Origin of the sequence: Serratia sp. root2 (assembly GCF_031931805.1) — a bacterium.
Classification (GTDB): Bacteria; Pseudomonadota; Gammaproteobacteria; order Enterobacterales; family Enterobacteriaceae; genus Serratia; species Serratia inhibens.
Genome location: NZ_JAUJXB010000001.1, coordinates 1267837 through 1289467 on the forward strand (window position 1 = coordinate 1267837; position 21631 = coordinate 1289467).

At 51.9% G+C, this 21631-nt stretch carries 20 protein-coding genes; 8 read left to right on the forward strand and 12 right to left on the reverse strand.

Features of this window, described 5'->3' with window-relative positions:
* Window positions 1-48 precede the first annotated feature (48 nt).
* Genes QZQ97_RS05660 through QZQ97_RS05675 form a run of 4 tightly spaced genes read left to right on the forward strand, consistent with a single transcriptional unit; the run spans window position 49 to window position 4136 of the window.
* Window positions 49-1302 carry a beta-ketoacyl synthase N-terminal-like domain-containing protein gene (locus tag QZQ97_RS05660; protein ID WP_073999804.1) on the forward strand — a complete coding sequence of 418 codons (1254 nt, stop codon included), beginning with the start codon at window positions 49-51 and terminating at the stop codon, window positions 1300-1302.
* Window positions 1244-2605, forward strand: coding sequence for a hydroxymethylglutaryl-CoA synthase family protein (locus QZQ97_RS05665; RefSeq protein WP_311992627.1), 1362 nt, complete (start codon window positions 1244-1246; stop codon window positions 2603-2605). The genes QZQ97_RS05660 and QZQ97_RS05665 overlap by 59 nt, the downstream gene beginning before the upstream one ends.
* Before the next feature lie 2 nt (window positions 2606-2607).
* On the forward strand, window positions 2608-3384 hold the full coding sequence (locus tag QZQ97_RS05670; protein WP_235601822.1) for an enoyl-CoA hydratase/isomerase: 777 nt from the start codon (window positions 2608-2610) through the stop codon (window positions 3382-3384).
* A 2-nt stretch (window positions 3385-3386) separates the two neighbouring features.
* A complete protein-coding gene (locus QZQ97_RS05675) occupies window positions 3387-4136 on the forward strand; it encodes a polyketide synthase (protein ID WP_062870846.1) in 750 nt (249 codons plus the stop codon).
* 36 nt (window positions 4137-4172) lie between these two features.
* Here the strand turns inward: QZQ97_RS05675 and QZQ97_RS05680 are convergent, their stop codons facing one another.
* From QZQ97_RS05680 to QZQ97_RS05690, 3 genes are all read right to left on the reverse strand, one after another.
* The gene (locus QZQ97_RS05680) at window positions 4173-4778 is read right to left on the reverse strand and encodes a LysE family translocator (RefSeq protein ID WP_311992628.1); all 606 of its coding nucleotides are present in this window, start codon (window positions 4776-4778) and stop codon (window positions 4173-4175) included.
* 439 nt (window positions 4779-5217) lie between these two features.
* Window positions 5218-6075 (reverse strand): alpha/beta fold hydrolase, encoded by an 858-nt coding sequence (locus QZQ97_RS05685; RefSeq protein ID WP_311992629.1) that lies wholly within the window; start codon window positions 6073-6075, stop codon window positions 5218-5220.
* A 631-nt stretch (window positions 6076-6706) separates the two neighbouring features.
* Window positions 6707-7558 carry an SDR family oxidoreductase gene (locus QZQ97_RS05690; protein ID WP_311992630.1) on the reverse strand — a complete coding sequence of 284 codons (852 nt, stop codon included), beginning with the start codon at window positions 7556-7558 and terminating at the stop codon, window positions 6707-6709.
* A 126-nt stretch (window positions 7559-7684) separates the two neighbouring features.
* Between QZQ97_RS05690 and QZQ97_RS05695 the strand changes: the two genes are divergently transcribed.
* Window positions 7685-8080: a winged helix-turn-helix transcriptional regulator gene (locus QZQ97_RS05695; protein ID WP_311992631.1), complete on the forward strand. Its 396-nt coding sequence runs from the start codon at window positions 7685-7687 to the stop codon at window positions 8078-8080.
* Between the two features lie 118 nt (window positions 8081-8198).
* On the opposite strand, the gene QZQ97_RS05700 is transcribed toward QZQ97_RS05695, so the two are convergent.
* Complete coding sequence (locus QZQ97_RS05700) at window positions 8199-8495, reverse strand: YciI family protein (RefSeq protein WP_311992632.1); 297 nt, start codon at window positions 8493-8495, stop codon at window positions 8199-8201.
* Between the two features lie 59 nt (window positions 8496-8554).
* On the reverse strand, window positions 8555-9358 hold the full coding sequence (locus tag QZQ97_RS05705) for an SDR family NAD(P)-dependent oxidoreductase (RefSeq protein ID WP_311992633.1): 804 nt from the start codon (window positions 9356-9358) through the stop codon (window positions 8555-8557).
* Between the two features lie 226 nt (window positions 9359-9584).
* On the opposite strand from QZQ97_RS05705, the gene QZQ97_RS05710 reads away from it, so the two are divergent.
* Window positions 9585-10022, forward strand: coding sequence for a winged helix-turn-helix transcriptional regulator (locus tag QZQ97_RS05710; protein WP_311992634.1), 438 nt, complete (start codon window positions 9585-9587; stop codon window positions 10020-10022).
* 59 nt (window positions 10023-10081) lie between these two features.
* On the forward strand, window positions 10082-11137 hold the full coding sequence (locus tag QZQ97_RS05715; RefSeq protein ID WP_311992635.1) for an NAD(P)/FAD-dependent oxidoreductase: 1056 nt from the start codon (window positions 10082-10084) through the stop codon (window positions 11135-11137).
* Between the two features lie 53 nt (window positions 11138-11190).
* Here the strand turns inward: QZQ97_RS05715 and QZQ97_RS05720 are convergent, their stop codons facing one another.
* The 5 genes from QZQ97_RS05720 to QZQ97_RS05740 all read right to left on the reverse strand — a co-directional run bounded on the left by QZQ97_RS05720 (window position 11191) and on the right by QZQ97_RS05740 (window position 16170).
* A complete protein-coding gene (locus tag QZQ97_RS05720) occupies window positions 11191-12573 on the reverse strand; it encodes a carbohydrate porin (RefSeq protein WP_311992636.1) in 1383 nt (460 codons plus the stop codon).
* Between the two features lie 219 nt (window positions 12574-12792).
* On the reverse strand, window positions 12793-13098 hold the full coding sequence (locus QZQ97_RS05725; protein ID WP_311993875.1) for a PTS lactose/cellobiose transporter subunit IIA: 306 nt from the start codon (window positions 13096-13098) through the stop codon (window positions 12793-12795).
* Window positions 13091-14494, reverse strand: coding sequence for a glycoside hydrolase family 1 protein (locus tag QZQ97_RS05730; RefSeq protein ID WP_311992637.1), 1404 nt, complete (start codon window positions 14492-14494; stop codon window positions 13091-13093). Before QZQ97_RS05730 ends, QZQ97_RS05725 begins: the two co-directional genes overlap by 8 nt.
* Before the next feature lie 20 nt (window positions 14495-14514).
* Window positions 14515-15843: a PTS sugar transporter subunit IIC gene (locus tag QZQ97_RS05735; RefSeq protein WP_311992638.1), complete on the reverse strand. Its 1329-nt coding sequence runs from the start codon at window positions 15841-15843 to the stop codon at window positions 14515-14517.
* Window positions 15844-15855: 12 nt separating this feature from the next.
* On the reverse strand, window positions 15856-16170 hold the full coding sequence (locus QZQ97_RS05740) for a PTS sugar transporter subunit IIB (protein ID WP_311992639.1): 315 nt from the start codon (window positions 16168-16170) through the stop codon (window positions 15856-15858).
* A gap of 297 nt (window positions 16171-16467) precedes the next feature.
* Between QZQ97_RS05740 and QZQ97_RS05745 the strand changes: the two genes are divergently transcribed.
* A complete protein-coding gene (locus QZQ97_RS05745; RefSeq protein WP_311992640.1) occupies window positions 16468-17421 on the forward strand; it encodes a LacI family DNA-binding transcriptional regulator in 954 nt (317 codons plus the stop codon).
* A gap of 75 nt (window positions 17422-17496) precedes the next feature.
* Here QZQ97_RS05745 and QZQ97_RS05750 read toward each other — a convergent pair whose 3' ends face one another.
* Together QZQ97_RS05750 and bamA are read right to left on the reverse strand one after the other, a co-directional pair.
* Complete coding sequence (locus QZQ97_RS05750) at window positions 17497-18702, reverse strand: aldose 1-epimerase family protein (protein WP_311992641.1); 1206 nt, start codon at window positions 18700-18702, stop codon at window positions 17497-17499.
* A 324-nt stretch (window positions 18703-19026) separates the two neighbouring features.
* Entirely contained in the window at window positions 19027-21471 is a 2445-nt protein-coding gene (gene bamA / locus QZQ97_RS05755) for an outer membrane protein assembly factor BamA (RefSeq protein ID WP_311992642.1), read from the reverse strand.
* Window positions 21472-21631: the final 160 nt, after the last annotated feature.

Below are 21631 nucleotides of genomic sequence, written 5' to 3' on the forward strand. Positions count from 1 at the left end.
CTCTGTTGTATAAGTGCGCATTCAGTAAAGTAAGACCAGGGGCGTATGATGAACCATGTCGTTGTGACCGGCTTAGGCGTCTCTGCTGCCAATGGAATTGGAATACCCGCCTTTACTCAAGCTCTGAAGTCAGGCATCAGCGGCATTAAGTGTCATATCAACGAATTTCCTGCAATCAAGGCCAGCCTGGCGGACTACAGTTACAAAACTTCACTGGCATCTTTACCCCTCTCGCAGGAAACGCTGAATCATGCGTTGCGCCTGGGTGCCAAAGCGCCGCTAAGTGCCCGTTTATCGCTCGCAACCGCGCTCGAAGCCTGGCATGACGCTTTTGCCGACGGGTGTCCCTATCCTCCCGAACAACGAGGGGTCATCATTGCCGGGCATAACATCGAACAAAAGTATCAATATCAAATCCGTCAGTCTTATGTTGATCGCCCAGAGTTTGTTCCCGCCAGCCATGCGTTGTGCTTTATGGATACCAACCAACTGGCGCTGATCAGCGAGCTTTTAACCCTTCGCGGAGAAGGCTACACCGTGGGCGGGGCCTCTGCCAGCGGCAACACCGGCCTTCTCCACGCCTACCGGCAAATCGCTTCAGGGGTTACGCAGGCTTGTCTGGTCGTCGGCGCTATGGCGGATTTGTCACCGCCGGAAATACAGGCTTTCAAAAACAGCGGCGCCTTGCTGACTGAAGGCGACGCATGCGATGCCGCGCGGCTTTGCCGCCCTTTTGATCATAATCGGCGAGGTTTTGTCTATGGCCAAGGCTGCGCCTGCCTGTTGCTCGAAAATGAGCAAAGCGCCAATGAGCGCAATGCGCCGATTTGGGGGCGCGTGCTTGGCGGCAGCCTCTGCCTGGATGCCAACCGCGGCAGCAACCCAAACAGCGAAGGTGAGTCGCGCGCGATGCGCCAGGCGCTGCTGGCGGCGAATCGCTCTTATGACTCGGTCAACTACATCAATACTCACGGCACCAGTTCATTGCAGGGAGATGAAACTGAAATTGCCGCCATCAAGCACGCTTTTGGCCCCTACCATCGGGAGATTTGGCTTAACTCCACCAAAAGCCTCACGGGACATTGCCTGTATGCCGCCGCCGCAGTGGAAGCGGCCGCCACGTTGATACAAATGAAAGAGCGCTTCCTGCATCCGAATTTGAATCTGGAAAACCCCATCGACAATGACTGCCGTTTTGTCGGGCAACAGGCTCAAAACCAGCCGATCGCCATCGCGTTGAACAATGCTTTCGGTTTCGGCGGCATTAATACCTGTGTTGTATTGGAACATGTCAGCCAATAACGGCGTAAACCTCCCCTGTAACCTCGCGAAAAGAGGCATTATGATTTCCGTTGGAATTGAAGCGATAAACGCCTTTTGCGGCACAAGCCATATCAATGTCAGGGATCTGGCGCAACATCGTCAGCTGGATATATCACGCTTCGACAATCTGCTGATGAAGCAAAAAACGGTCAGTTTACCCTGTGAAGATCCCGTCAGCTTTGCCGTCAATGCCGCCAAACCCATTCTGGATGCTCTGAGTGATGCAGAAAAAAACAGCATTGAGTTGTTGATTACCTGTACGGAATCAGGCATCGACTTCGGCAAATCCCTCAGCACCTACGTGCACCACTACCTGGGATTAAAGCGAAATTGTCGCTTGTTTGAACTGAAAACGGCCTGCTACTCCGGCGTCGCCGGTTTGCAAATGGCGGTGAATACGATCCTTTCTCAGACATCGCCAGGCAGCAAGGCGCTTGTTATCGCCACCGATATGACGCGTTTCATCCTGGAGGAGGGAAATGCCGCAACGACCCGCCAGGATTGGTCTTTTGCCGAGCCGAGCGGTGGTTCGGGCGCCGTGGCCATGCTGGTCAGCGACAGTCCGCACGTTTTTCAAATCGATGTCGGGGCGAATGGGTATTACGGCTATGAAGTGATGGATACCTGCAGACCTATTCCCGACATGGAAACCGGGGATTCGGACCTGTCATTATTGGCCTACCTGGAATGTTGTGAAAAAGCCTATCAGGAGTACGAGAAACGTACCGCCGACATTGATTATGTGAACACCTTTGGCTATTTGGCCTTCCATACGCCGTTCGGCGGAATGGTCAAAGGCGCTCATCGCAACATGATGCGCAAACTGGTTCGCGCTGCCCCGCAGGATATTGAAGCCGACTTCGCCCGTCGGGTCATTCCCGGGCTAAATTATTGCCAGCGCGTCGGCAATATTATGGGCGCGACGTTAGCGCTTTCACTGCTCAGTACGTTGGCGAATGCCGATATTCAATCAGCACAGCGCATCGGCTGTTTTTCGTACGGTTCTGGCTGCTGCTCCGAGTTTTTCAGCGGCGTAGTCACACCTGAAAGTGCCCGGCGCGTCAGGCAAATGGGCATCGGCGCTCACCTGGACAACCGCCGGGAACTGACCATGGATGAATATGACGCTTTGCTTTACAGCAACCAGCGCGTCAGCTTCGGCACCAAAAACGTCGAGCTGGATCTGAGCCTGTTCCCGCAAATTCATGCAGGATCGAGAGCCTCTCAGCGCCTGGTTCTGAGACGCATCAACCAGTTTCATCGTGAATATGAATGGGTTTGACCATGTCGTCATATCAAACGCTACGATTGCGGCAGGAAGGCTCGGTCTTATATCTGCAAATATACCGGCCTGAAGCCAGCAATACGATCAATGAAGCATTTGCCATCGAGTGTCGGGCGGCCATCAGCGAGTTTCGCGATAAAATCAACATTTTGGTTGTTGAGGGCTTACCTGAGGTCTTTTGTTTCGGCGCAGATTTGCAGGCTATCGAACAAGGAAATATAGCCGGAAACGGTAGCGGTGGCCGGCCTCAGGATCCGGAAATCCTTTATTCTGTCTGGCAAGATATGATGAGCGGGCCTTACATCAGCCTTGCCCATGTCAAGGGTAAGGCCAACGCAGGAGGATTAGGTTTCGTTGCTGCCAGCGATATCGTCATTGCCGACAATCGGGCTCTGTTCAGCCTGTCTGAAATGTTATTCGGCTTGTTGCCGGCCTGCGTACTCCCTTTCCTGATACACAAGATAGGCAGACAAAAAGCGCATTATATGACGCTAATGACCAAGCCAGTGTCGGCGGAACAGGCTCACTGCTGGGGATTGGTTGACGATTATGGCGATAACAGCGACCTGCTCCTTAAAAAGCATATTCAACGGCTTAGCTGTTTATCAAAATCAGCCATCGTGCGTTACAAATCCTACATGGCGGAACTTGATACGCGGGTTGGCGATCAAAAATCAGCGGCTTTGGCGATGAATGTGGAGATTTTTTCAGATGAGGACAACATCAGAAAAATAAACCGTTACATACAAACGGGCAAATACCCTTGGGAGGCCTAGAAATGTCGACGAATGTCATTGATTTTCAGGAGATAGAACCGGGAATCGCCCAGATACGCATGCAAGATCGCGCCTATAAGAACACCTTTTCACGCGCTTTGGTCAATGAACTGATCCTGGCGTTCAAACAGGTTGAAACGACGGAGCGCTATAAAACCGTCATTCTTACAGGCTACGATAACTACTTCGCCACAGGGGGAACTCAGGAAGATCTGTTTGCCTTGCAGGCAGGAAAGGGAAAGTTCACGGACACTAACATCTACAGCCTGCCCCTTGAATGCCCTATCCCGGTCATTTCCGCCATGCAGGGGCATGCCGTGGGAGGCGGCCTGGTGATGGGGCTCTTTGCCGATTTTGTGATTATGAGCAAGGAAAGCATTTATACCGCCAATTTTATGAAGTACGGCTTTACTCCCGGCATGGGAGGAACCCTTATCGTACCGGAGAAACTGGGTCTGGCTTTAGGGGGCGAGATGTTGATGTTGGGGAATAATTATCGCGGCGAAACGTTGAAACAAAGAGGCGTGTCGTTCCCGGTTTATCCCAGGGAGGACGTCGCAGCGGCGGCTTTGTCCATCGCCAGGGATCTGGTAAAAAAACCCCGTTTGTCTCTCATCACGTTAAAGGATCATCTGACCCGAAATCTGCGTGCCCAGTTGCCGAACTATACCGCGCAAGAAGTCCTCATGCATGAGAAAACCTTTTTCCAGCCAGAAGTTCGGCAAAACATCGCCAGGCTATTTGGCAATTAACGCATGCGGCCCCTGCTCAACCCGGTTGAGCAACCGCTAAAGCATCATTGAAACCGATTTGTAAAACATCGACGCGGCAAAAAATGAGATAACCAGCGAGGCGCTGCGATAAAAAAGTACGGGTTTTAACTTGTAATTTGAGTGTTCACTGAAATTAATGAGGGTGCCTGAATAAGTCCATATGAGGGAAACAGGTAATAGTGCCAATAACAAGCAGAGCATGGCATGAAAGTAACTGTCTTGATAAAGAAAAGCCGATGGAGGAATGATAGAGTCCGCAAATAAAAAAGCCTTTGGATTTAGCAACGTTGTAATCAATACCGTGCCGAAAGTCACATTGCCGCGAACCTGATGAAGCGAAAAGCGCCACACCTTTATCGCCAAATAAGCCGCGTAAAATGCAGACATCAACTTAATGATGCTTAACACCGGATTTTCGTGTTGTGCCAAATAGGTAAAAAAGACTCCCCAGGCTGTAACCGCCATAAAGTACCCTATCCATTCCGATAAAATCAGCTTCAGGCTTTTCACGAAACCCTGCGTGTAACCTGCGCAGAACAGCAATGTATTGGTCGGACCAGGAACACTCAACAGCAATGCAATGTATAATGTCACTCTTACATATTCATTTTCGCTAAACATGCTTGAAACACCTCGATTAAAATTAACAGAGATTATTTTTGATCGCGACACTCAGCCTGATTAAACATAAGGATTTCAATTCACACCCGGATAGCGACTCATTTCGCTGCCAATGATTTCAATGATTAATACATGAAGGGTATTATCAGAAAGAGTAAACAGTATCCATTATAAATTAAAATAAAACAACAAATGAGGTAAAATAAAAATGAAATCAAAACCGAAGAACGGCACGCGGCAATTGCCTGTGGCGCCATTATTTCCACCTCAGTTTCTTAATGCCGATAGCATCCTGCGGCGGCCATGTGTGGCAAAACGCGCTGCGGGTAGCCGTGAGGGTTAAGCGAAACCCTTGCAAGCTTTAAATGCGCACACGTAAATCATAATTACATGTATTTAAACTAAAATTTTATCGGCCAGTGTGTCGATAAAGACACGATCACACCAGTTTTTTTATGCCGGGGATCATCTGCATGAAATCATAGAGCGCCATATTGAACCCGCTATTATTTTCAATGACCAATCCGTGGCCAGACTTTGCCACGTTGTAATATTTCGAGAGTTTAAAGTCGCGAAGATAATCTTGCGCCTGATGTTCGCTGACAAACGAGGAGAAACACCCTCTGATTATCGAAATGGGAATCGAACAAGCCTTGGCCGGCGATATCTCATTAGTGCTGTGATTTTCACTATGACTTAAAATGCGTGGATCCGCATGAAAAAAATAGCTGCCATTTATTTTTACCAATAGCTCCCCTGCCAACCACTTAATATCTTTTCCCGGCATTAATGGCCTGGTATTGCTGATGAAACCGGCATACTCATCAATCGACCATGACCTTATCACCGATTTTTCGAAATTTCTCGCCACGTAGTTTGATGGCGTACCGCCACTCATTTTCGGGCAGAAATCAACCATCACCATTCCACACACACCGGATACTTTTCTTTTCAGCAGCTCATTGGCAATTCTCCCCCCCATAGAGTGCCCAATTAAAATAAGCGATTTTATATTCAACTCATTTATAACGAACTCAACGTCATCCGCATAATTGGCAGTATTATAATTGCCATCTTCACGCCAGTCTGATCGCCCATGCCCGCTCAGATCGATGGCAATAACATCGCAATTATACTTACTCGCGATTTCCTGGGCGGTTTTTGACCAAATAAAAGAAGCCTCAGCAAATCCATGAATCATCAGTAAAGTAGTGACGCTATGGCTCTTCGTGTAATGATAATAAAAAATCCGTCTCATGGAGGAGTGACGCAAAAAACCTCGACTGGAATCAAACATTAATGCCACTCCTGATGGTAAGTGGTGTTCAAAGAAAAGAAAGAATAGCGGAAAATTACTCAGAAGCTACTGCCCTACCCGATAACTCAATGGACTCGGTCCAAACGCCCTTCTTTTTTGATCGCGCTACGTGAAATCTGATAAAAGTTGGCATCATTGGTCTTACAGAACGTGTCAAAATACACCGAAAAAAATCATGCTCAGTCCGCCTTTTTGAACGGTCAAAACACATTACGGTATCAGTTTAACAAACTGCATAGCCGCTTCTATCAAATGCAGCCGCAATTTATCATTTCCGAATGCCTGAGGACCAGCCCTGACCCAACCCTGAATCCTGCGGCCACGGGAAATCATAGGAACTATATCAGGTTCACTCAGCGCCCATTGCTCGTGATCTTTACCGAGACGGATAAGCCTACCATCCTCACGGGCACCGAAGATGAGCCGGCCCTCGAGTAATCATGCCTACCCACCAAACATGGCCTTCTCACTCAGTTAAACCAGGAACATTCCTCAGGTCTTCTGCTCGAGCCCCGGGTCACGTGCCATACATATTAACCGCTTTGTCTTTCAGGCTATTGAGTTTCTTTGCCCGAAACCGTGCAGTTTCGGGTAAAGAAATCATAGACGGTCAACTCGCCTTCAGAGCCTGTTCAACGCTGGTTGCCAGCGGAGTCGTCGGGCGGCCGATAAGCCTGGATAACTCACCACCCGCGTCGAATAACGCGCCCTGCGAAGCGCACACATCCCAAGATGCGATCGCATCGGCGAGATCTGCCGGCAGGCCAAAGCTATGCAATGCCGCCGCATAATCAGCTTCAGGAAGATTATGGTATGCGATGTCCTTGCCCGTCTGGCGGGATACCTCGTTTGCCAGATCCTTCAGTGTCCATGCTGTGTCGCCGGCCAATTCGTAGGTCACATTCACGTGGCCGGAACCGCTCAGAATCGCCACTGCCGCTTCTGCGAAATCTTCACGGCTGGCCGATGAAATCCGGCCTTCACCTGCGCTTCCCATAAAGGCACCATTGGCCAGTGCTGCGCCAACGGTGCCGGTGTTGTTTTCGGTATACCAACCGTTGCGCATGATCGTGTAGGAAAGGCCGGAGGCCTTAATCGCGGTCTCTGTTGCCATATGTTCGCCGGCCAGGTTCAGAGGCGAGACGTCCGCGTGGAGCAGGCTTGTGTAGACAATGTGCTTCACGCCCGCCTTCTTCGCGGCGGCGATCACATTGGCGTGCTGGACGGTACGTTGACCGACTTCACTCGAAGAGATCAACAAAAGGCTGTCGATGCCGGCCAGTGCTGCATCGAGCGTGTCCGGTTGCGCATAGTCGGCAGCGCGCGCGCTAACCCCAAGCGATTGCGCTTTTTCCGGGGTGCGTACCAAGGCAACAATGTCGCTGGCCGCCACTTTCTGTTTAAGCTTATCAATAACGATACGGCCTAACTGGCCTGTGGCACCGGTGATGGCAATAGTCATGGCAAAATTCCTTGAAATTTGATTGTGCAGGTTAGTCACGACACGACTATAGATCACATGCTAACTTATAGTAAGTACGTACAAAAAGGTAAGTAAGGCATTATTTCACCTGTCCAAAGAGGCGTTATGACAAACTCCCTGGTTGAACCTTTATCCGAAAAAATGTTGCGTGGCGATGTCATGGTCGCGGCCTGTCCTTCACGCGAAATCTTGAGCCATCTTACCAGTCGCTGGGGCGTACTTATTCTGATCGCGTTAATGCCCGGAACACTGAGGTTCAGTGAAATTCGCCGCAGGATCGGGGGAGTAAGCGAGCGAATGCTGGCTCAAACTCTGCAGCTATTAGAGAGAGATGGCATGATAAATCGCTATGACTACAACATCGTCCCGCTACGCGTGGAATACACGCTCACGCCACTTGGAAAAGAAGCTGCGGCCAAAGTTCGGGATTTAGCGGACTGGATCGAGAACAATTTGGCGGCACTAACACTGGCGCACAATAGCCCCGATGCAGTTGCCTGATAGGGTTTGCCGGTCATTTTCAGCAGCCGGCCCAGGTCTCGAAGAGCAATCTTTACCCTTCGAGGTCTGGTCACGGGATAACTCCCTCTCACGGGCGATAACGTTTCGCCGGCTGAGGTTAACCGCGGGCTTTCAAATGCAACATGGAGTAATGTTCGTAGTGGCCGACACCATTCTTCACAATGGGGTCTTCCGCTGTAATGGCCGCGATATCCTGTTCATCGGCAATTTGGTAGAGCGAGACGCCATAGCCACCCTTTTCATCAATCACCGGGCCATGAGCCACGATCAGGCCTTGGGCAAGCAGCTCGTTCAGAAAGTCACCGTGCTGCTGCATCCATTTTTGTTCGTCGGCAGACATCGTAGTCAGGAAATTAGCTCGCGGCGGTATAAATTTGCACAAGTAATATTTCATGGTCAGTCCCTCATTGAAGTCATTTAAATTTCATTTAAACCTCGCAGACATTATTTCTGTTATGCAGACTTCACGCTTTTCAGAATTTCACCTTCAAAGATTTTTGGCATGTGGTGTTGAAGGAACAGGATTATTCCGCTCATTTTCCCCACAGGATTGCTGAATTTGGGTTTCTTCGCCGTTATCAGGCCGGAAATGGTTTTGATCACCGCATCAGGCGCTTCGGCTTCATCAATGCCCTTCTGCGTTGCGGCCATGGCCTGCTTGCGATAGGTGTTGTAGTCGGCAATGTCACGGCCTTGCGCGGAAACGGCATTGTGTGCCAGGTTGGTTTTAAACCACATCGGCTCGACCATGCTGACGTTGATATTGAATTGATCCAGCTCGAAGCGCAGCGATTTGAAATAACCCTGAACGGCGTGTTTGGACGCCGTGTAATAAGACAGATTCGGCGGGCCGATCAGGCCAACAATAGAACTGACCGTAATGATTTGCCCCTGCTTTTGCGCCCTGAAATAAGGCAGCAAGGCATTGGTCAGCTTAACCGTACCCCAGAAGTTGGTTTCAAATTGTTGTCTGCCCAGTTCAATCGGCGTTTCTTCGGCAAGGCCGGTCACCATATAACCGGCATTATTGATCAGCACATCCAACTGTTTGGTGAACTGGAATAATTCGTAAACAAACGAGGTAATTGAGCTGTCGTCGTCAATATTCAATTTCAACAACCTGAACGGCACTTTAGCCGCGTATTTTTCCGGTTCACGGCTGGTGCCGATAACGGTAAACCCCTGCTGGTGAAGGCTGTTGGCGAGCATCAGTCCAAAACCCGATGATGCACCTGTAATTAAGACGGTCTTTTTCATAATGAGCTTTTCCAAAAGGAGGTGTGGTTTCACATTCCGCAGTGCAATTATCAGTGATGGATAAATGTGCCGCAGGCACATATCGGCACCGCCAGGTCGAGTGATTACCCTGCCTAAGTTAGTATCGTTTTAGTAGCCAGTCAATACTATAATGATAGTAACAAAAAGGTCGGAGAGGACGAGCCTGCATGATAGTATCGTTTCAGTAGTTAGTGAGGTAAAAGCTATGAGCACAAATTCCTATTCTGAAAATATCTGCCCCATCGCCCGCAGCGTCGCTTTTCTTGGCGATGCCTGGACGATGCTGATCCTGCGTGATGCCAATTCCGGGATGACGCGCTTTGACCAGTTCCGCAAAAGCCTGGGGATTGCCCCTACCATGCTGACTAAACGGCTGGCGATGTTGACCGAAGAGAATCTGCTTGAGAAGCGGCAGTATTCGGAGCGCCCATTACGTGAGGAGTATATTTTGACAGAGGCCGGCCGCGACTTTCTGCCGGTGCTTATCATGATTGGCGCCTGGGGTAAAAAGCACCGTGGCGAAGGTAAGTTGCTCCGTCTGCTGGATGCCGAGACGGGAAATGACATCAACGCGATAGCGATTGATACCGTCACCGGGGCGGAAATTGGCACACGCGCAATCCAGATGGCGATCCCGGAATGATAGCCTGCGAGGCTGGCAAAATTCTTTATTGAACGGACAGTGACCACGAGGGATTCGGTATGTGTGCCACAGAAAAACACATGATTGTTGTGGGTGCGGGAATTATGGGGGCATCGATAGCCTATCACCTGGCCAGCCGCGGGATAAAAGTGATCGTTATCGATAAAGGCCAGCCAGCGTCTGGGGCCACCGGCAGCTCTTTTGGCTGGATCCACAGTACGGTGAGTGACGATGCGCCAGATGCCCTTCTTCGCCGCGCTTCGGTGGCGGACTGGCATCGGCTGGAAAAAGAGATCCCGGAACTCTGGGTGAACTGGACGGGAGCGCTCAGTTACGACGATTTCTCACTGGAGAACCAGGCCGACGACAACTTGCTTCGGCAACCGGGCATATCCCGGCTTGAACCCGCGCTGAATAACCCTCCGCCACGGGCCTATTATGCGCAGCAAGATGGAGCCGTTGATCCTATAGACGCCACCCGTGTCCTGCTGGACAAAGCCTGTCGTCTCGGGGCCACGCTGAAAAGCCAGACGGAGGTCATCGGGTTTACCCGAGAGGGAAACAAAATTACCGGTATCGAGACTCCGGAGGGGGTGTTGCAGGCGGATTGCCTCATCCTGGCGTGCGGAACGGGCATTTCCCCCCTGCTCGCTGCCATTGGTACCCCGCTGCCGATCATGGCCTCGCCGGCCATTTTATTGCGGTACGGCGCGACAGGTCACGTAGTTAATACCCTGATTTCAGGCCACGATATAGAAGTTCGCCATACCCGCAACGGGGATATTTTAGCCGCCGAAGATTATCCGGCAACAGGCGGAATCGATGACATCGCCTCCGACACATTGGCGGCGATGAAAATCGCCTTAAAAGGCACAGAGTCGGTGCAGTTGCTTAGCCAATCTGTGGGCCAGCGGCCTGTGCCGGCAGATGGACACCCGGTCATCGGATTTACTGGTGATGCAACAGGCGTTTACGTGGCGGTTATGCATCCGGCAGTGACCTGCGCAGCCACTCTGGGGAGGATGATAAGTGAAGAGTTGGTCACCGGTAAGACGCTGGACATGCTTGAAAACTATCGACCGGCCCGCTTCTCCTCTGGCCAAGGTTGCACTTAACCGGTTCATAGGGTACGGGGTGGCCACCTCTGCAGCCACCCTGAAGTCTGTCATCAGAACCAGGCTTCCCACATTGCGCCGACGTTGAACGAATCCAGCTGGGTATCGTCGTCGGTGCCGTTCACGCGGGCGGTATGTTTGTTATCCACTTCACCGCCGGTAACGTAAAAGCGCAGCATAGGACGGAACTCCGGCCCCATCGCAATCGAAATATTCTGCGACAGCGTGAGTTTCCAGCCGTGGTTATCGCCGCCCTGATCGTAGTCTACCCGTTGGTAGCCGGCCTCCAGCCAGGTTGAATGCACGTCGTTCCACCAATACATCGGCCGCACAATCGCACCGTAGTTGCGGCGATTGTCGGTGCCGTCGGCGTCGTTGGAATAATCATGGAAAGCGAGCAGGTATTCCACCTGCGCCTGCTGGGTAAACTTGTAGTTCCCCTCGAAGCTGGCGTAAACCGCCGTCAACTCGTCCGTTTTGTTGTAGACGCTGTTATCCGCATTGTTGGAGTAACGGGCGATGACTTTATTTACCCCTTTGTCGCCGGTATGGCTCAACACCACGCCGCCCTGCCAGGCTTTCAGGCGTTCATCGCTTTCCACCGCTTTCGAATCGAAGCCATAGTTGGCATACAGTTCCAAATCCAGCGGCCCGACCTTCATGCCGTGAATTTTCGAGGTCAGCGCGTAGTTGCCTTTATCGCCGGTACCTGAGCCGCCGGTACAGGTGATACGTGATGGGTTGGCTTCGTCTTCCGCCACTCTCGGATCACAGGATTCAACGGCAGCGACGGCGGCGACGTCAAACTGTACGCCGCCGATATCAAAGTTCTTCACCCCCGCGCCCTGACCATCGTGATTCATCCAGAAATAGTCGTTGATACCCTGTTGCGGGCGCTGATGAAAATCGCGTCCGGCCCACAGATAGGCATTCGGGTTAGAGGCCAGAATATTGGTGACGCCGGCGTAGGCTTTCTTGAGGTTTACCTCATCGCCCCAATGGTCGATCATCACATTGATATCCCAGATTGCGCCGTTGTCGCCTTTGAACGCCTTAGAGAGCTGGAATTCGCCGCCATTGCCTTCGTTGCCCAAACGGCCCAGCGCGGACGCGCCGTTGTAGGAACCGTCAACGCCGACGAATTTCTGATCGCCGCCCTGGAACTGAGCGCCATAACGGGCATAGCCAGAAAATTTGACGCCAAACGGGATGGCCATATCCGGCGACTGGGCGGCGCTTTGCGGCTCGGTAATCACGTCGGCCTTTTTGTTTACGGCAGCATCTATTTTCGCCTGCCGTTGCGCCAGCGCTTTATCGACCGCTTTTGCCACAATGGCATCGATTTGTTCTTGGGTAAATTCTTGAGCGAGTACGGATCCAGAGCAAAGCGCGGCCATTACCGCCAGCGCCATTGGCAATTTATTATATATTTTCATGGTTATCTCAATTGTACACACGTGATCTTATAAGCCGCCTGAAGGCAGCTTTAATGATATTGTGTGGGCTGGTTTATATTTATATAACAGCCATCCTGTTCTGGTTTAAAAAACAACCGTGCCATCACCAAAACAAGCTGATTCTTTATTATTTGCATGGGTACAGAGCAGTTAAATGATCTTCGTAATTATCTCTCCACTGATGAAATCAAAAATATATTATTGACGTTGGTAAAGATGAATGATCTCTTCCGATAATTCACGCGCCAGTAAAGACGTCATTAAATGATCCTGCGCGTGTACCATAATCAAGGTCATTGGCTGCCGGGCTTCACCGGCATCCTGTTCGATCAGTTTGGTTTGCATCTGATGCGCCTGGCGCGAAAAGCCATCGGCCTGCTGCAGCAGCGCTTTGGCTTCGCCGATGTTGCCTTCCCGCGCGGCGCGTAATGCCTCAAAGCACAGGCTGCGCGACTGGCCGGCGTTGACGATAATCTCCATGACCGCCTCTTCCAATTCAATCATCATTTGTCTCCCGTTCGTTAAACCCATTGTCTGCGGCGGTGGCGGCAAACCACTCTCCGCTTTTCTTGACGGTGCGTTGCTGGCTGGCTAAATCCAATTGCACCAGACCGTAACGATTTTTATATCCGTTGCACCATGACCAGTTATCAATAAACGTCCACATGTGATAACCGAGGCAATTACTGCCTTCGTTAATGCCTTTATGCAGCCATTTAAGGTGTTCGGAAACAAATTCAATACGATAATTATCGTTAATTTGGCCATTTTCAACAAAACGTTGTTCGTTTTCCACACCCATACCGTTTTCGGAAATAAAGCAGCGCGGATTGTCATAGTTAACGCGCAAGTTTGTCAGAATGTCATAAATACCCGGTTCGTAAATTTCCCAGCCACGGTAAGGATTCATTTTTCTGCCGGGCATTTCGTAGTTTTCGAATAACCATTCAGGCATAAAGGGCGCAAGCGGGTTTACGGCGCTGTCGCGGCATTTCACGCGGCGCGGCTGGTAATAGTTAACGCCGAGCAGGTCAATCTTTCCTTCGGCGATCAGCGCCCGATCGCCTGGCTGACAGGCCGGAAGCTGATCCCAGGTTTTCAGCAAAGCCACCAGATCGGTCGGATACTCGCCGCGCAGCACCGGATCGAGGAAACTGCGGTTAAACAGAAGGTCGGCATGATGCGCGGCACTCACATCCGCCGGGTTCTGCGAACGCGGGTAGGACGGCGTCAGGTTCAGCACGATACCGATCTCCCCGGCGTAAAGTCCGGCGCGAAACGCCCTTACCGCCGACGCATGCGCCAGCACCGTGTGGTATGCCACCGTCGCCGCCCGCTTAAAGTCGACCACGTTGGGGTAGTGGAAATCATACAGGTAGCCGCCTTCGACCGGCACAATCGGCTCGTTGAAGGTGAACCAATGCATCACCCGGTCGCCAAAAAGTTCAAAACAAAGCTGCGCATAACGACTAAAGGCCGCGACCACGTCACGGTTTTCCCAGCCGCCCTTCTCCTGCATCGCCATCGGCATATCGAAGTGGAACAGCGTAATAAACGGCTTGATACCCTGCGCCAGCAGTTCATCAATCACGTTGTTATAAAACGCCACCGCCTGCGGATTCACCTCGCCCGTTCCGTCCGGGATCAGCCGCGACCAACTCAAAGAGGTACGAAAGCTGTTATGGTTGAGCTGTTTCAGCAGCGCGATATCCTGGCGCCAGTTCCGATAAAAGGTCGACGTCTCCTGCGGCCCCACCTGCTGATGAAAGCGCCAGGGTTGATTGGCATACCAGGTGTCCCAGATTGTCGGGCCTTTACCGCCTTGCCGGCTGTCCCCTTCGGTTTGCAGCGCGGAGCTGGCGCTGCCCCACCAGAAGTCTTCGGGAAATACGTATTTCATGCTTCGGTTCTCCACAAATATCAGTTGTTGCCGACGGTTCCGGCCAGCGGTGCCCCGTTCTGCGCTTTTTGTTCTTCGGTTTTCATTAAAGAGCGCTCGTAGGCACGCAGGAACGGCAAGTACATCAGGGCGGACATCACCATACAGATGACGCACATCACAACCGGGCTGAACGCCCAGTTCGCCGCCCAAGAGGCACCGATAGGTGCCGGTGTGGTCCACGGCGTGAGCGATACGACCTGCGCCAGCCATCCCAAACGCGTCGCGGTATAGGCCAGTACGGCGTTGACCATAGGAACGCAGACGAACGGGATGAACAACATCGGGTTCATGATGATCGGCGCACCAAACAGGATCGGTTCATTGATGTTAAAGAAGCTCGGCACCACGCCCATCTTGCCGATGGTGCGCAGGTGGGCAACGCGGCTGCGCAATAGCAGGAAAGCCAGCGGTAACGTCGAACCGACGCCGCCAATCAGCAGGTAATGATCCCAGAAACCCTGCAAATAAACGTGCGGCAATGCCGTTCCGGCCGCCAGAGCCGCCTGGTTCACCGACAAGTTCGCCATCCAGAACGGGTTCATGATGCCGGTGACGATCAGTGCACCGTGGATACCGGCGAACCAGAAAATCTGGCACAGCAACACCGACAACAAAATGGCCGGCAGCGAATCCGAGGCGGACACCAGCGGTTCCAGCAGATGCATAATCGCCTGCGGCAGGATCATGCCGGTTTGCGCTTCGATAAACAGATTCAGCGGATGCAGCGTACCAATCACCACCAGCACCGGGATCAGGATCTCGAATGAACGCGCCACGCCGGTGGGCACCTCTTTCGGCAGGCGGATGGTGACGTTGTTCTGCTTGAGCCAGGCATAAACGCGGGTTGAGTAAATGGCGGTGATCAGAGCGGTGAAAATCCCTTGCCCGGAGAGGTACTGAGTGGATATTTTGCCGTCGGCATAAGGGGCCGCCACCAGCAAAAAGGCCATAAATGCCAGCAAGCCGGACATCACCGGGTCGAGATTAAACTGCCGCCCAAGGCTGGCGCCAATCCCCACGGAGATAAAGAAGGTCATCACCCCCATGCTCAGATTGAACGGCAACATCAGTTGTGCGCGATAAGTCTGCGAAAAATCCAGCCAACCACGTGCAAAGCTGTTCGTGGTGTCGGCGGAGAACGGCGGAAAGATAAAGACCAGCATGAACGAGCCAATAATCATAAACGGCAACGCGGCGGTAAAACCATCGCGGATGGCAATGACATATTTTTGCTGCCCCAGGCGGCCGGCCAGCGGAGTGATGGATTGCTCGATGACGGCAACCATTGACTGATATAACGAACTCATAGGAACACCTTTTTAGTGCGCCGCTTCGATCAGCGACAGAGCATAGTCCAGTACCTTCTCACCGCGCTGCATGCCGTAGTCCATCGGTTCAATGGGCTGAACGGGTATGCCTTGGACGGCAGCCTTTTCTGACAGTGTTTTAAGCATATATTTTACCTGCGGCCCCAGCAGCACCACCTGATAGCGTGGAAACTGCGTATCGAACTCGGCTACGCCATAGGCGTCGATCTCGACCGGCAATCCCCTTTCATCCGCCGCCTCCACCATTTTCCTGACCAGCAGGCTGGTGGACATCCCGGCGGAACAACACAGCATAATTTTGTACATCGACAACCATCCTCAACAGGTAAATAACGTGAATTCGGCAATGATTGGATATCATACGGAAACCGTTTTCCATCGAACGAGAGTGGAAGTGTGATACTCATCATGATCTAGTCAGTACAAGGGTTTTTTATTGGATTTGCATCACATATTTTTGCCTCCCCCTTGAGGGTTTTGACATGGTATGGAAAATCGGTTTCCATGAAAAAAAGAAAAGGGTTATACTGCTGGCGGCGATAATGTGAGCCATTACCGGATGGTTTTTTACAGGCCGCAGCTTGGGTCTGTCAGGAGAGAAAGATGTCAACAATCAACGACGTATCACGTTTAGCTGGGGTGTCAAAAGCCACAGTCTCGCGGGTGTTGAGTGGATCGCGCGGCGTTAAGGAAGCCAGCCGTCTCGCGGTATTGCAGGCAGCAGAAGAGCTAAATTACCGGCCCAATGTGATCGCGCAATCATTGCTTAGCCAATCGACGGGTTGCATCGGGGTTATCTGCGCGCAGGAGAACATTAACCAGACCACAGGTTATCTTTATGCGCTGGAAAAACAGCTCAGCCAGCATCAAAAGCATCTGCTGCTGCGTTTCGCCAACACCAAAGCGGGCGTAATGAACGCGCTGGACGAACTCACCTGCGGGTTGTGCGACGACGTGCTGATTATCGGCGCCCGTTTCCCGCTCAACATCCCGAATGACAACGTGATCCTGGTCGATTGCGTTGAGGCCGACACGCCCAACAGCATCCAGTTCGACCACGCTTTCGCCACCGAAAGTGCCTGCAATTACCTGATTAGCCAAGGCCGACGCCAAATAGCGTTGATCCATCCGGATGCCGGCGGCTCTGCCGATCAGCTGCTGCTCGGTTACAAGCTTGCACTGGAAAACAACTTTTTGCCGTTCAATCGCAACCTGGTGTTTATGGATTCGACCACCTCTTCCGTCGCGGTACAGGTGCTGCTCAATAACGCCACCACGCTCAATTTCAACGCGCTTCTGGTGGCGGACGAGCAAGAGGCACAGCGGGTGATTACCCAACTACAGGCGTTCAATAAATCCGTACCGGACGACATAATGGTCTTTAGCCTGGCCGGTTCGCTGCATTTACCTGGCATTCCGGCGATCCCCTCCATCGAATATTCAATGGACGCCATGGCGGCGCGCATCGTCAGTTGGTTGACGGAGAAAACCCGGGATATGCTCGGTGCCTGCGTGCTGCGCGGGGATTTGATTATCCCGGATTCACGCAAGCGTTAAACGATTGCCGGCGCCGCCGGAAAACAAAACGGGCCAACAAGGTTGGCCCGCGATCGGTACGGTTCCCCCTGACGACTACTCTACCGCGATAGGCGTCTCAACCAGTTTGGGCTGATTGCTCCCCTGCAGCGTCTTGATCTTGTCCTGATACACTTTCACCTGTTCAGCATCTTTCAGCAAGGTATAGGTCAGCTCGAAGTCGGCACTTTGGCCAGGTTGCAGCTGTTTGATACGTCCTTGTTCCCGTTCAATTTTCACCGGATAGGCATAGTTGGTCCCCGGCTCAATCCCGGTGACGTAACCCTGGCGTTCGGTATCCGTATTCTTCCACAATGTCAGCAGCGGCAACTGGTGGGTATCAAAACCTATCGCCACACCGCGATCCCCGCGCCGGTTGTGCAGCATGGCGAGCGTTTTGCCCTGCGCATCCGCATAAGGCAGGATGTTGAACACCATTTCGTCAAAGCCTTTGGTCGGGCCCTGATAGGTTGCCCAGTCTTTCAGGCCGGCTTTGGCGTAGTCGTTAAAGGGTGAAATTTCCTTGATCGGTGCGCTGAATACCGCACCTTCTTCCAGCAAGGGTTTGCCAAAGTTGCTGTGGTAAATGATTTCGTAATCCCGTGGGTAATCGGCGCGGTTGGTCACGCGGTCATGGATTGAAAACGATTGCGAGCCAGGGATATAGCGCAGTTCAGTCCAGGTTTCCAGGTTGCTTTTTTTGAAGGTATTTTCTTTCAGCAACCCGCGAATACGGACTTCATACGGCGCTTTTTCGGCGATATCGATCACCACTTTCGATGCCGGCGTGTTGCCGGCGCGGCCATGCAATGTGTAAAGCGTACCCTGATCGACGCCAGGGTGCCCGGTCCATTCAAAGCCGCAACGCACCATCATTTCATTAAACCCGTCCAGCCACCCCAACCCATTGCGGCTCTCCAGATTGATATAAGCCGGGTTGACCACCTCGGTTACCGGTGAGTCCCAGCCCAGCCGGACGTCGGACCCCTTCACATTCAGAATATTCATGCCGCGTGTCGGGCTCAGAGCAATCGTCAGGCCGGCGCTGCTTAAGGTGATCACCTTGGAGCCTTCCTGTTTTCCGCCGTGCAGCACCTGTTGCTGTAAGCTGAAGCCTGCCCCCGTGATGTTCAGCTTTTGGCTGTCGGTCTGCCAATTGCCCTGTTCAATGCCTTTTTCCGTGTCGGTCAATACAATGGTCTGCGCGTTTACTGCGCATGAAATCAAAGAGATAACCGCCGAAATTGTAATTAACTTTTTCATGGTGCTGTCCTTAACGTTAGCTGAAAGGTTTTAGCTAAAACAATGAAAAAATAGATCTCGGCGGCCAATTAAAAAGAGAGATAAGTCACTTTTCCGCTAACAACGGGATAACAATGAAAAATAATGGAGTGCATATCACCTTATCAGTGTAATAAACGATGTGTAATCACAAAATTAATCGATATCAATCACTGTAAAGATAACCTCTTGCTGTAAGGTGTCAGCAAAAAAATCCAGCACCGGTAAAATTAAATTTATTGTTTATTATCAATTGATTATTGAAAAATAAAGCCCACAAATAGATTTGCAGGCTTGGCGTTGGGATTACCAGGTTTTACCGATGTTGAACTGGAATTGCTCTGCCTTGTCCCCTTCGTACTTTTTGATCGGGAACGCATAAGAGAAGGACAAGGGCCCCAGCGGCGACTGCCATTGCAGTGCAATACCGGCCGAAACGCGGATATTGCCCGGATCGCCGTAGTCCGGGATCCCGGCTGCGAGCGTTTGCGAGGTATTCTGCCAATGGGTATCCCAGACCGTGCCGGCATCGACAAACACTGAGGTGCGCAACGAATTGGCATAGCGGTCATTAATGAACGGCGTCGGAAATATCAACTCGGTACTGGCAATGGCCATGGCGTTACCGCCCACGGCATCATCGGATTTGTCGACCGGGCAGTCGCTGTAAGCACTCTCCGAGCCGCTGCAATGATAGTAAGCCGCTTTAGGACCAATACTGTTGGAAGAAAAGCCCCTTACGCTACTGGAACCACCAGCATTAAAGTTATCGTAGAACGGCACTTCATGGCCGCCGAAACCATCGGCATAGCCTGCTTTGGTGCGCCCCATCACTATCCATTTATTATCGCTACTCAGCGGCAGATACTGATTGGCGCTGAACGTCACCTTGTAGTAACTGTTGGTCGACCCCGGCACGGTAATCTTGGCGTTCAGGCTGGCGCTGGTCCCGTCAGTCGGGAAGAAACCGCGGTCAAGCGTGTTGTAATTCCATCCCACGCTCGTAAAGAAATCATTGGCCGTGAAACGGGCATCGTTATCGTTGTCTTGCGTGGTGATGCCGGGGTTTACATTGACCGAGTTGAGGTAGCGCCACATGGCCACCTGCGGCGCCATACCGCTCAGGCGGGTATTGGCATAGTCGAGGCCAAGGCCAAGCGAACTGTTTTCGCCGACCGGAAAGCCAAGATTGCCGCCGATGCCCAGGCTTTTCATGGTGTATTCAGAGAGATCGTCATCTTCCGCATCGTAGTCGTTATAAGAGATCTTCCCGCCTAAACTTACGCCGTCCACCGTGAAATAAGGGTCAGTCATCGACAATTCGATATAGGTCTGGGAGTCGCTTTTGGTGCCATTAAAACCGACGGTATTCCCACTGCCCAGCCAGTTGTCCTGGCTGACGCCCACTTGAAAACTGGCCCCGCTATCGGTGCCGTAACCAAGCCCAAAGTTAAAGGTCCCCGTATTGCGCTCTTTAACCTTATAGACAACATCGACCTGATCCGGTGATCCCGGCACTCGCTGGGTTTCCGTCTCCACCGTTTCAAAGAAACCGGTACGATTCAGGCGTTGCTTGCCCTGTTCTACCCGATCGTTGCCTAACCATGCCCCCTCCATTTGCCGCATCTCGCGCCGCAGAACGGCATCTTTCGACGTGCCGTTACCTTCAAAACGGATCCTGCGCACCGAATAACGTTTGCCGGCATCGACATTGACGTGCAGTTTTACCCGCTTGTCCTTCTGATTGATTTCAGGTTCTATCCCTACCAGCGGGAAAGCGTAGCCGTAACGCCCCAGCAGCTGCTTGATGTCATTTTCCATACGCGTGATTTTTGCGCCGTTGTACAACTCGCCCGGCTGGATGTTCGTCAAGGCTTCAATCTGCGGCAAGTACCCCGCCATATTGCCATTCAACACCGCCCCAGACAGCGAGTACTGGCTGCCTTCGGTAAGGTTGATGGTGATATAAATGCCCTTTTTGTCCGGGGTCAGGCTCACCTGAGTTGAATCGATTTTGAAGTTTGCATAACCGCGGTCGAGGTAAAAACTGCGCAAGGTTTCAAGGTCGCCGGCCAGTTTCTGTTTCTGGTACTTGCGATCGCTCGCCAGGTTCCACCAGGGCACGTCATCGCGCAGTTGCAGGTTGGCGAGCAGTTCGTCCGTGCGGAAAGCCTGATTGCCGATCACGTTAATCTGCTGAATTTTGGCTGATACCCCTTCGGTGAACACCAATTTCAGATCGATACGATTACGCGGCAATGGCGTGATTACCGCTTTTACGCGGGCGCTGTATTTGCCCACGCTATAGTAAAAATCCTCCATGCCTTTCTCGATCGAAGACAGCGTGGTGCGATCTAGAGCCTCGCCCACGCGCACCCCCGAAGACTCGAGGTTCTGTTTCAGCATGTCGTCTTTCACCGTTTTGTTGCCGGAGAAAGAGATACCGGCAATCGTCGGCCGCTCCATGACTTTAATAATCAGGACATGACCGTCACGCAGAACCTGCACATCGTCGAAGTTCCCGGTGGTGAACAACGCGCGGATAGTATTGCTGATATCTTCGTCAGACAGCGTGTCACCAACGCGTACCGGCATACTCAGCAAAGCGGCGCCTGGCGCAACGCGCTGGAGCCCTTCAAAGTGGATATCTTTCACCAGGAATCCGTCTGTGGCATAGGCCGACAGGCTGTTAAGGAATAGCATCGCAACAATTGATTTCTTCATCTTGATTGGCATGTCTCGCGTGTTCATAAATACTGCGTCGGCTTTATAAATGCGGAAAAATCTTTACCACGGCCATGCGGAACATCCTTTTTTATCGGCATAGTATTCTCGGCACTGTCATTTAAAGAGATATCCCACTGACTGCCAGTCTTATAAATAATTCAAAGCACCCCCTCGGCCTTTCGCA

What these genes read in the sequence shown, in the direction of transcription:
- QZQ97_RS05670 (WP_235601822.1), top strand. Translation starts at nt 2,608, where the DNA reads ATGTCGTCATATCAAACGCTACGATTGCGGCAGGAAGGCTCGGTCTTA.
- QZQ97_RS05735 (WP_311992638.1), bottom strand. Translation starts at nt 15,843, where the DNA reads ATGAGTTCGTTATATCAGTCAATGGTTGCCGTCATCGAGCAATCCATC.
- QZQ97_RS05680 (WP_311992628.1), bottom strand. Translation starts at nt 4,778, where the DNA reads ATGTTTAGCGAAAATGAATATGTAAGAGTGACATTATACATTGCATTG.
- QZQ97_RS05675 (WP_062870846.1), top strand. Translation starts at nt 3,387, where the DNA reads ATGTCGACGAATGTCATTGATTTTCAGGAGATAGAACCGGGAATCGCC.
- QZQ97_RS05730 (WP_311992637.1), bottom strand. Translation starts at nt 14,494, where the DNA reads ATGAAATACGTATTTCCCGAAGACTTCTGGTGGGGCAGCGCCAGCTCC.
- QZQ97_RS05690 (WP_311992630.1), bottom strand. Translation starts at nt 7,558, where the DNA reads ATGACTATTGCCATCACCGGTGCCACAGGCCAGTTAGGCCGTATCGTT.
- QZQ97_RS05750 (WP_311992641.1), bottom strand. Translation starts at nt 18,702, where the DNA reads ATGAAAAAGTTAATTACAATTTCGGCGGTTATCTCTTTGATTTCATGC.
- QZQ97_RS05685 (WP_311992629.1), bottom strand. Translation starts at nt 6,075, where the DNA reads ATGTTTGATTCCAGTCGAGGTTTTTTGCGTCACTCCTCCATGAGACGG.
- QZQ97_RS05695 (WP_311992631.1), top strand. Translation starts at nt 7,685, where the DNA reads ATGACAAACTCCCTGGTTGAACCTTTATCCGAAAAAATGTTGCGTGGC.
- QZQ97_RS05720 (WP_311992636.1), bottom strand. Translation starts at nt 12,573, where the DNA reads ATGAAAATATATAATAAATTGCCAATGGCGCTGGCGGTAATGGCCGCG.
- bamA (WP_311992642.1), bottom strand. Translation starts at nt 21,471, where the DNA reads ATGAACACGCGAGACATGCCAATCAAGATGAAGAAATCAATTGTTGCG.
- QZQ97_RS05740 (WP_311992639.1), bottom strand. Translation starts at nt 16,170, where the DNA reads ATGTACAAAATTATGCTGTGTTGTTCCGCCGGGATGTCCACCAGCCTG.
- QZQ97_RS05660 (WP_073999804.1), top strand. Translation starts at nt 49, where the DNA reads ATGAACCATGTCGTTGTGACCGGCTTAGGCGTCTCTGCTGCCAATGGA.
- QZQ97_RS05710 (WP_311992634.1), top strand. Translation starts at nt 9,585, where the DNA reads ATGAGCACAAATTCCTATTCTGAAAATATCTGCCCCATCGCCCGCAGC.
- QZQ97_RS05715 (WP_311992635.1), top strand. Translation starts at nt 10,082, where the DNA reads ATGTGTGCCACAGAAAAACACATGATTGTTGTGGGTGCGGGAATTATG.
- QZQ97_RS05665 (WP_311992627.1), top strand. Translation starts at nt 1,244, where the DNA reads ATGCTTTCGGTTTCGGCGGCATTAATACCTGTGTTGTATTGGAACATG.
- QZQ97_RS05705 (WP_311992633.1), bottom strand. Translation starts at nt 9,358, where the DNA reads ATGAAAAAGACCGTCTTAATTACAGGTGCATCATCGGGTTTTGGACTG.
- QZQ97_RS05725 (WP_311993875.1), bottom strand. Translation starts at nt 13,098, where the DNA reads ATGATTGAATTGGAAGAGGCGGTCATGGAGATTATCGTCAACGCCGGC.
- QZQ97_RS05700 (WP_311992632.1), bottom strand. Translation starts at nt 8,495, where the DNA reads ATGAAATATTACTTGTGCAAATTTATACCGCCGCGAGCTAATTTCCTG.
- QZQ97_RS05745 (WP_311992640.1), top strand. Translation starts at nt 16,468, where the DNA reads ATGTCAACAATCAACGACGTATCACGTTTAGCTGGGGTGTCAAAAGCC.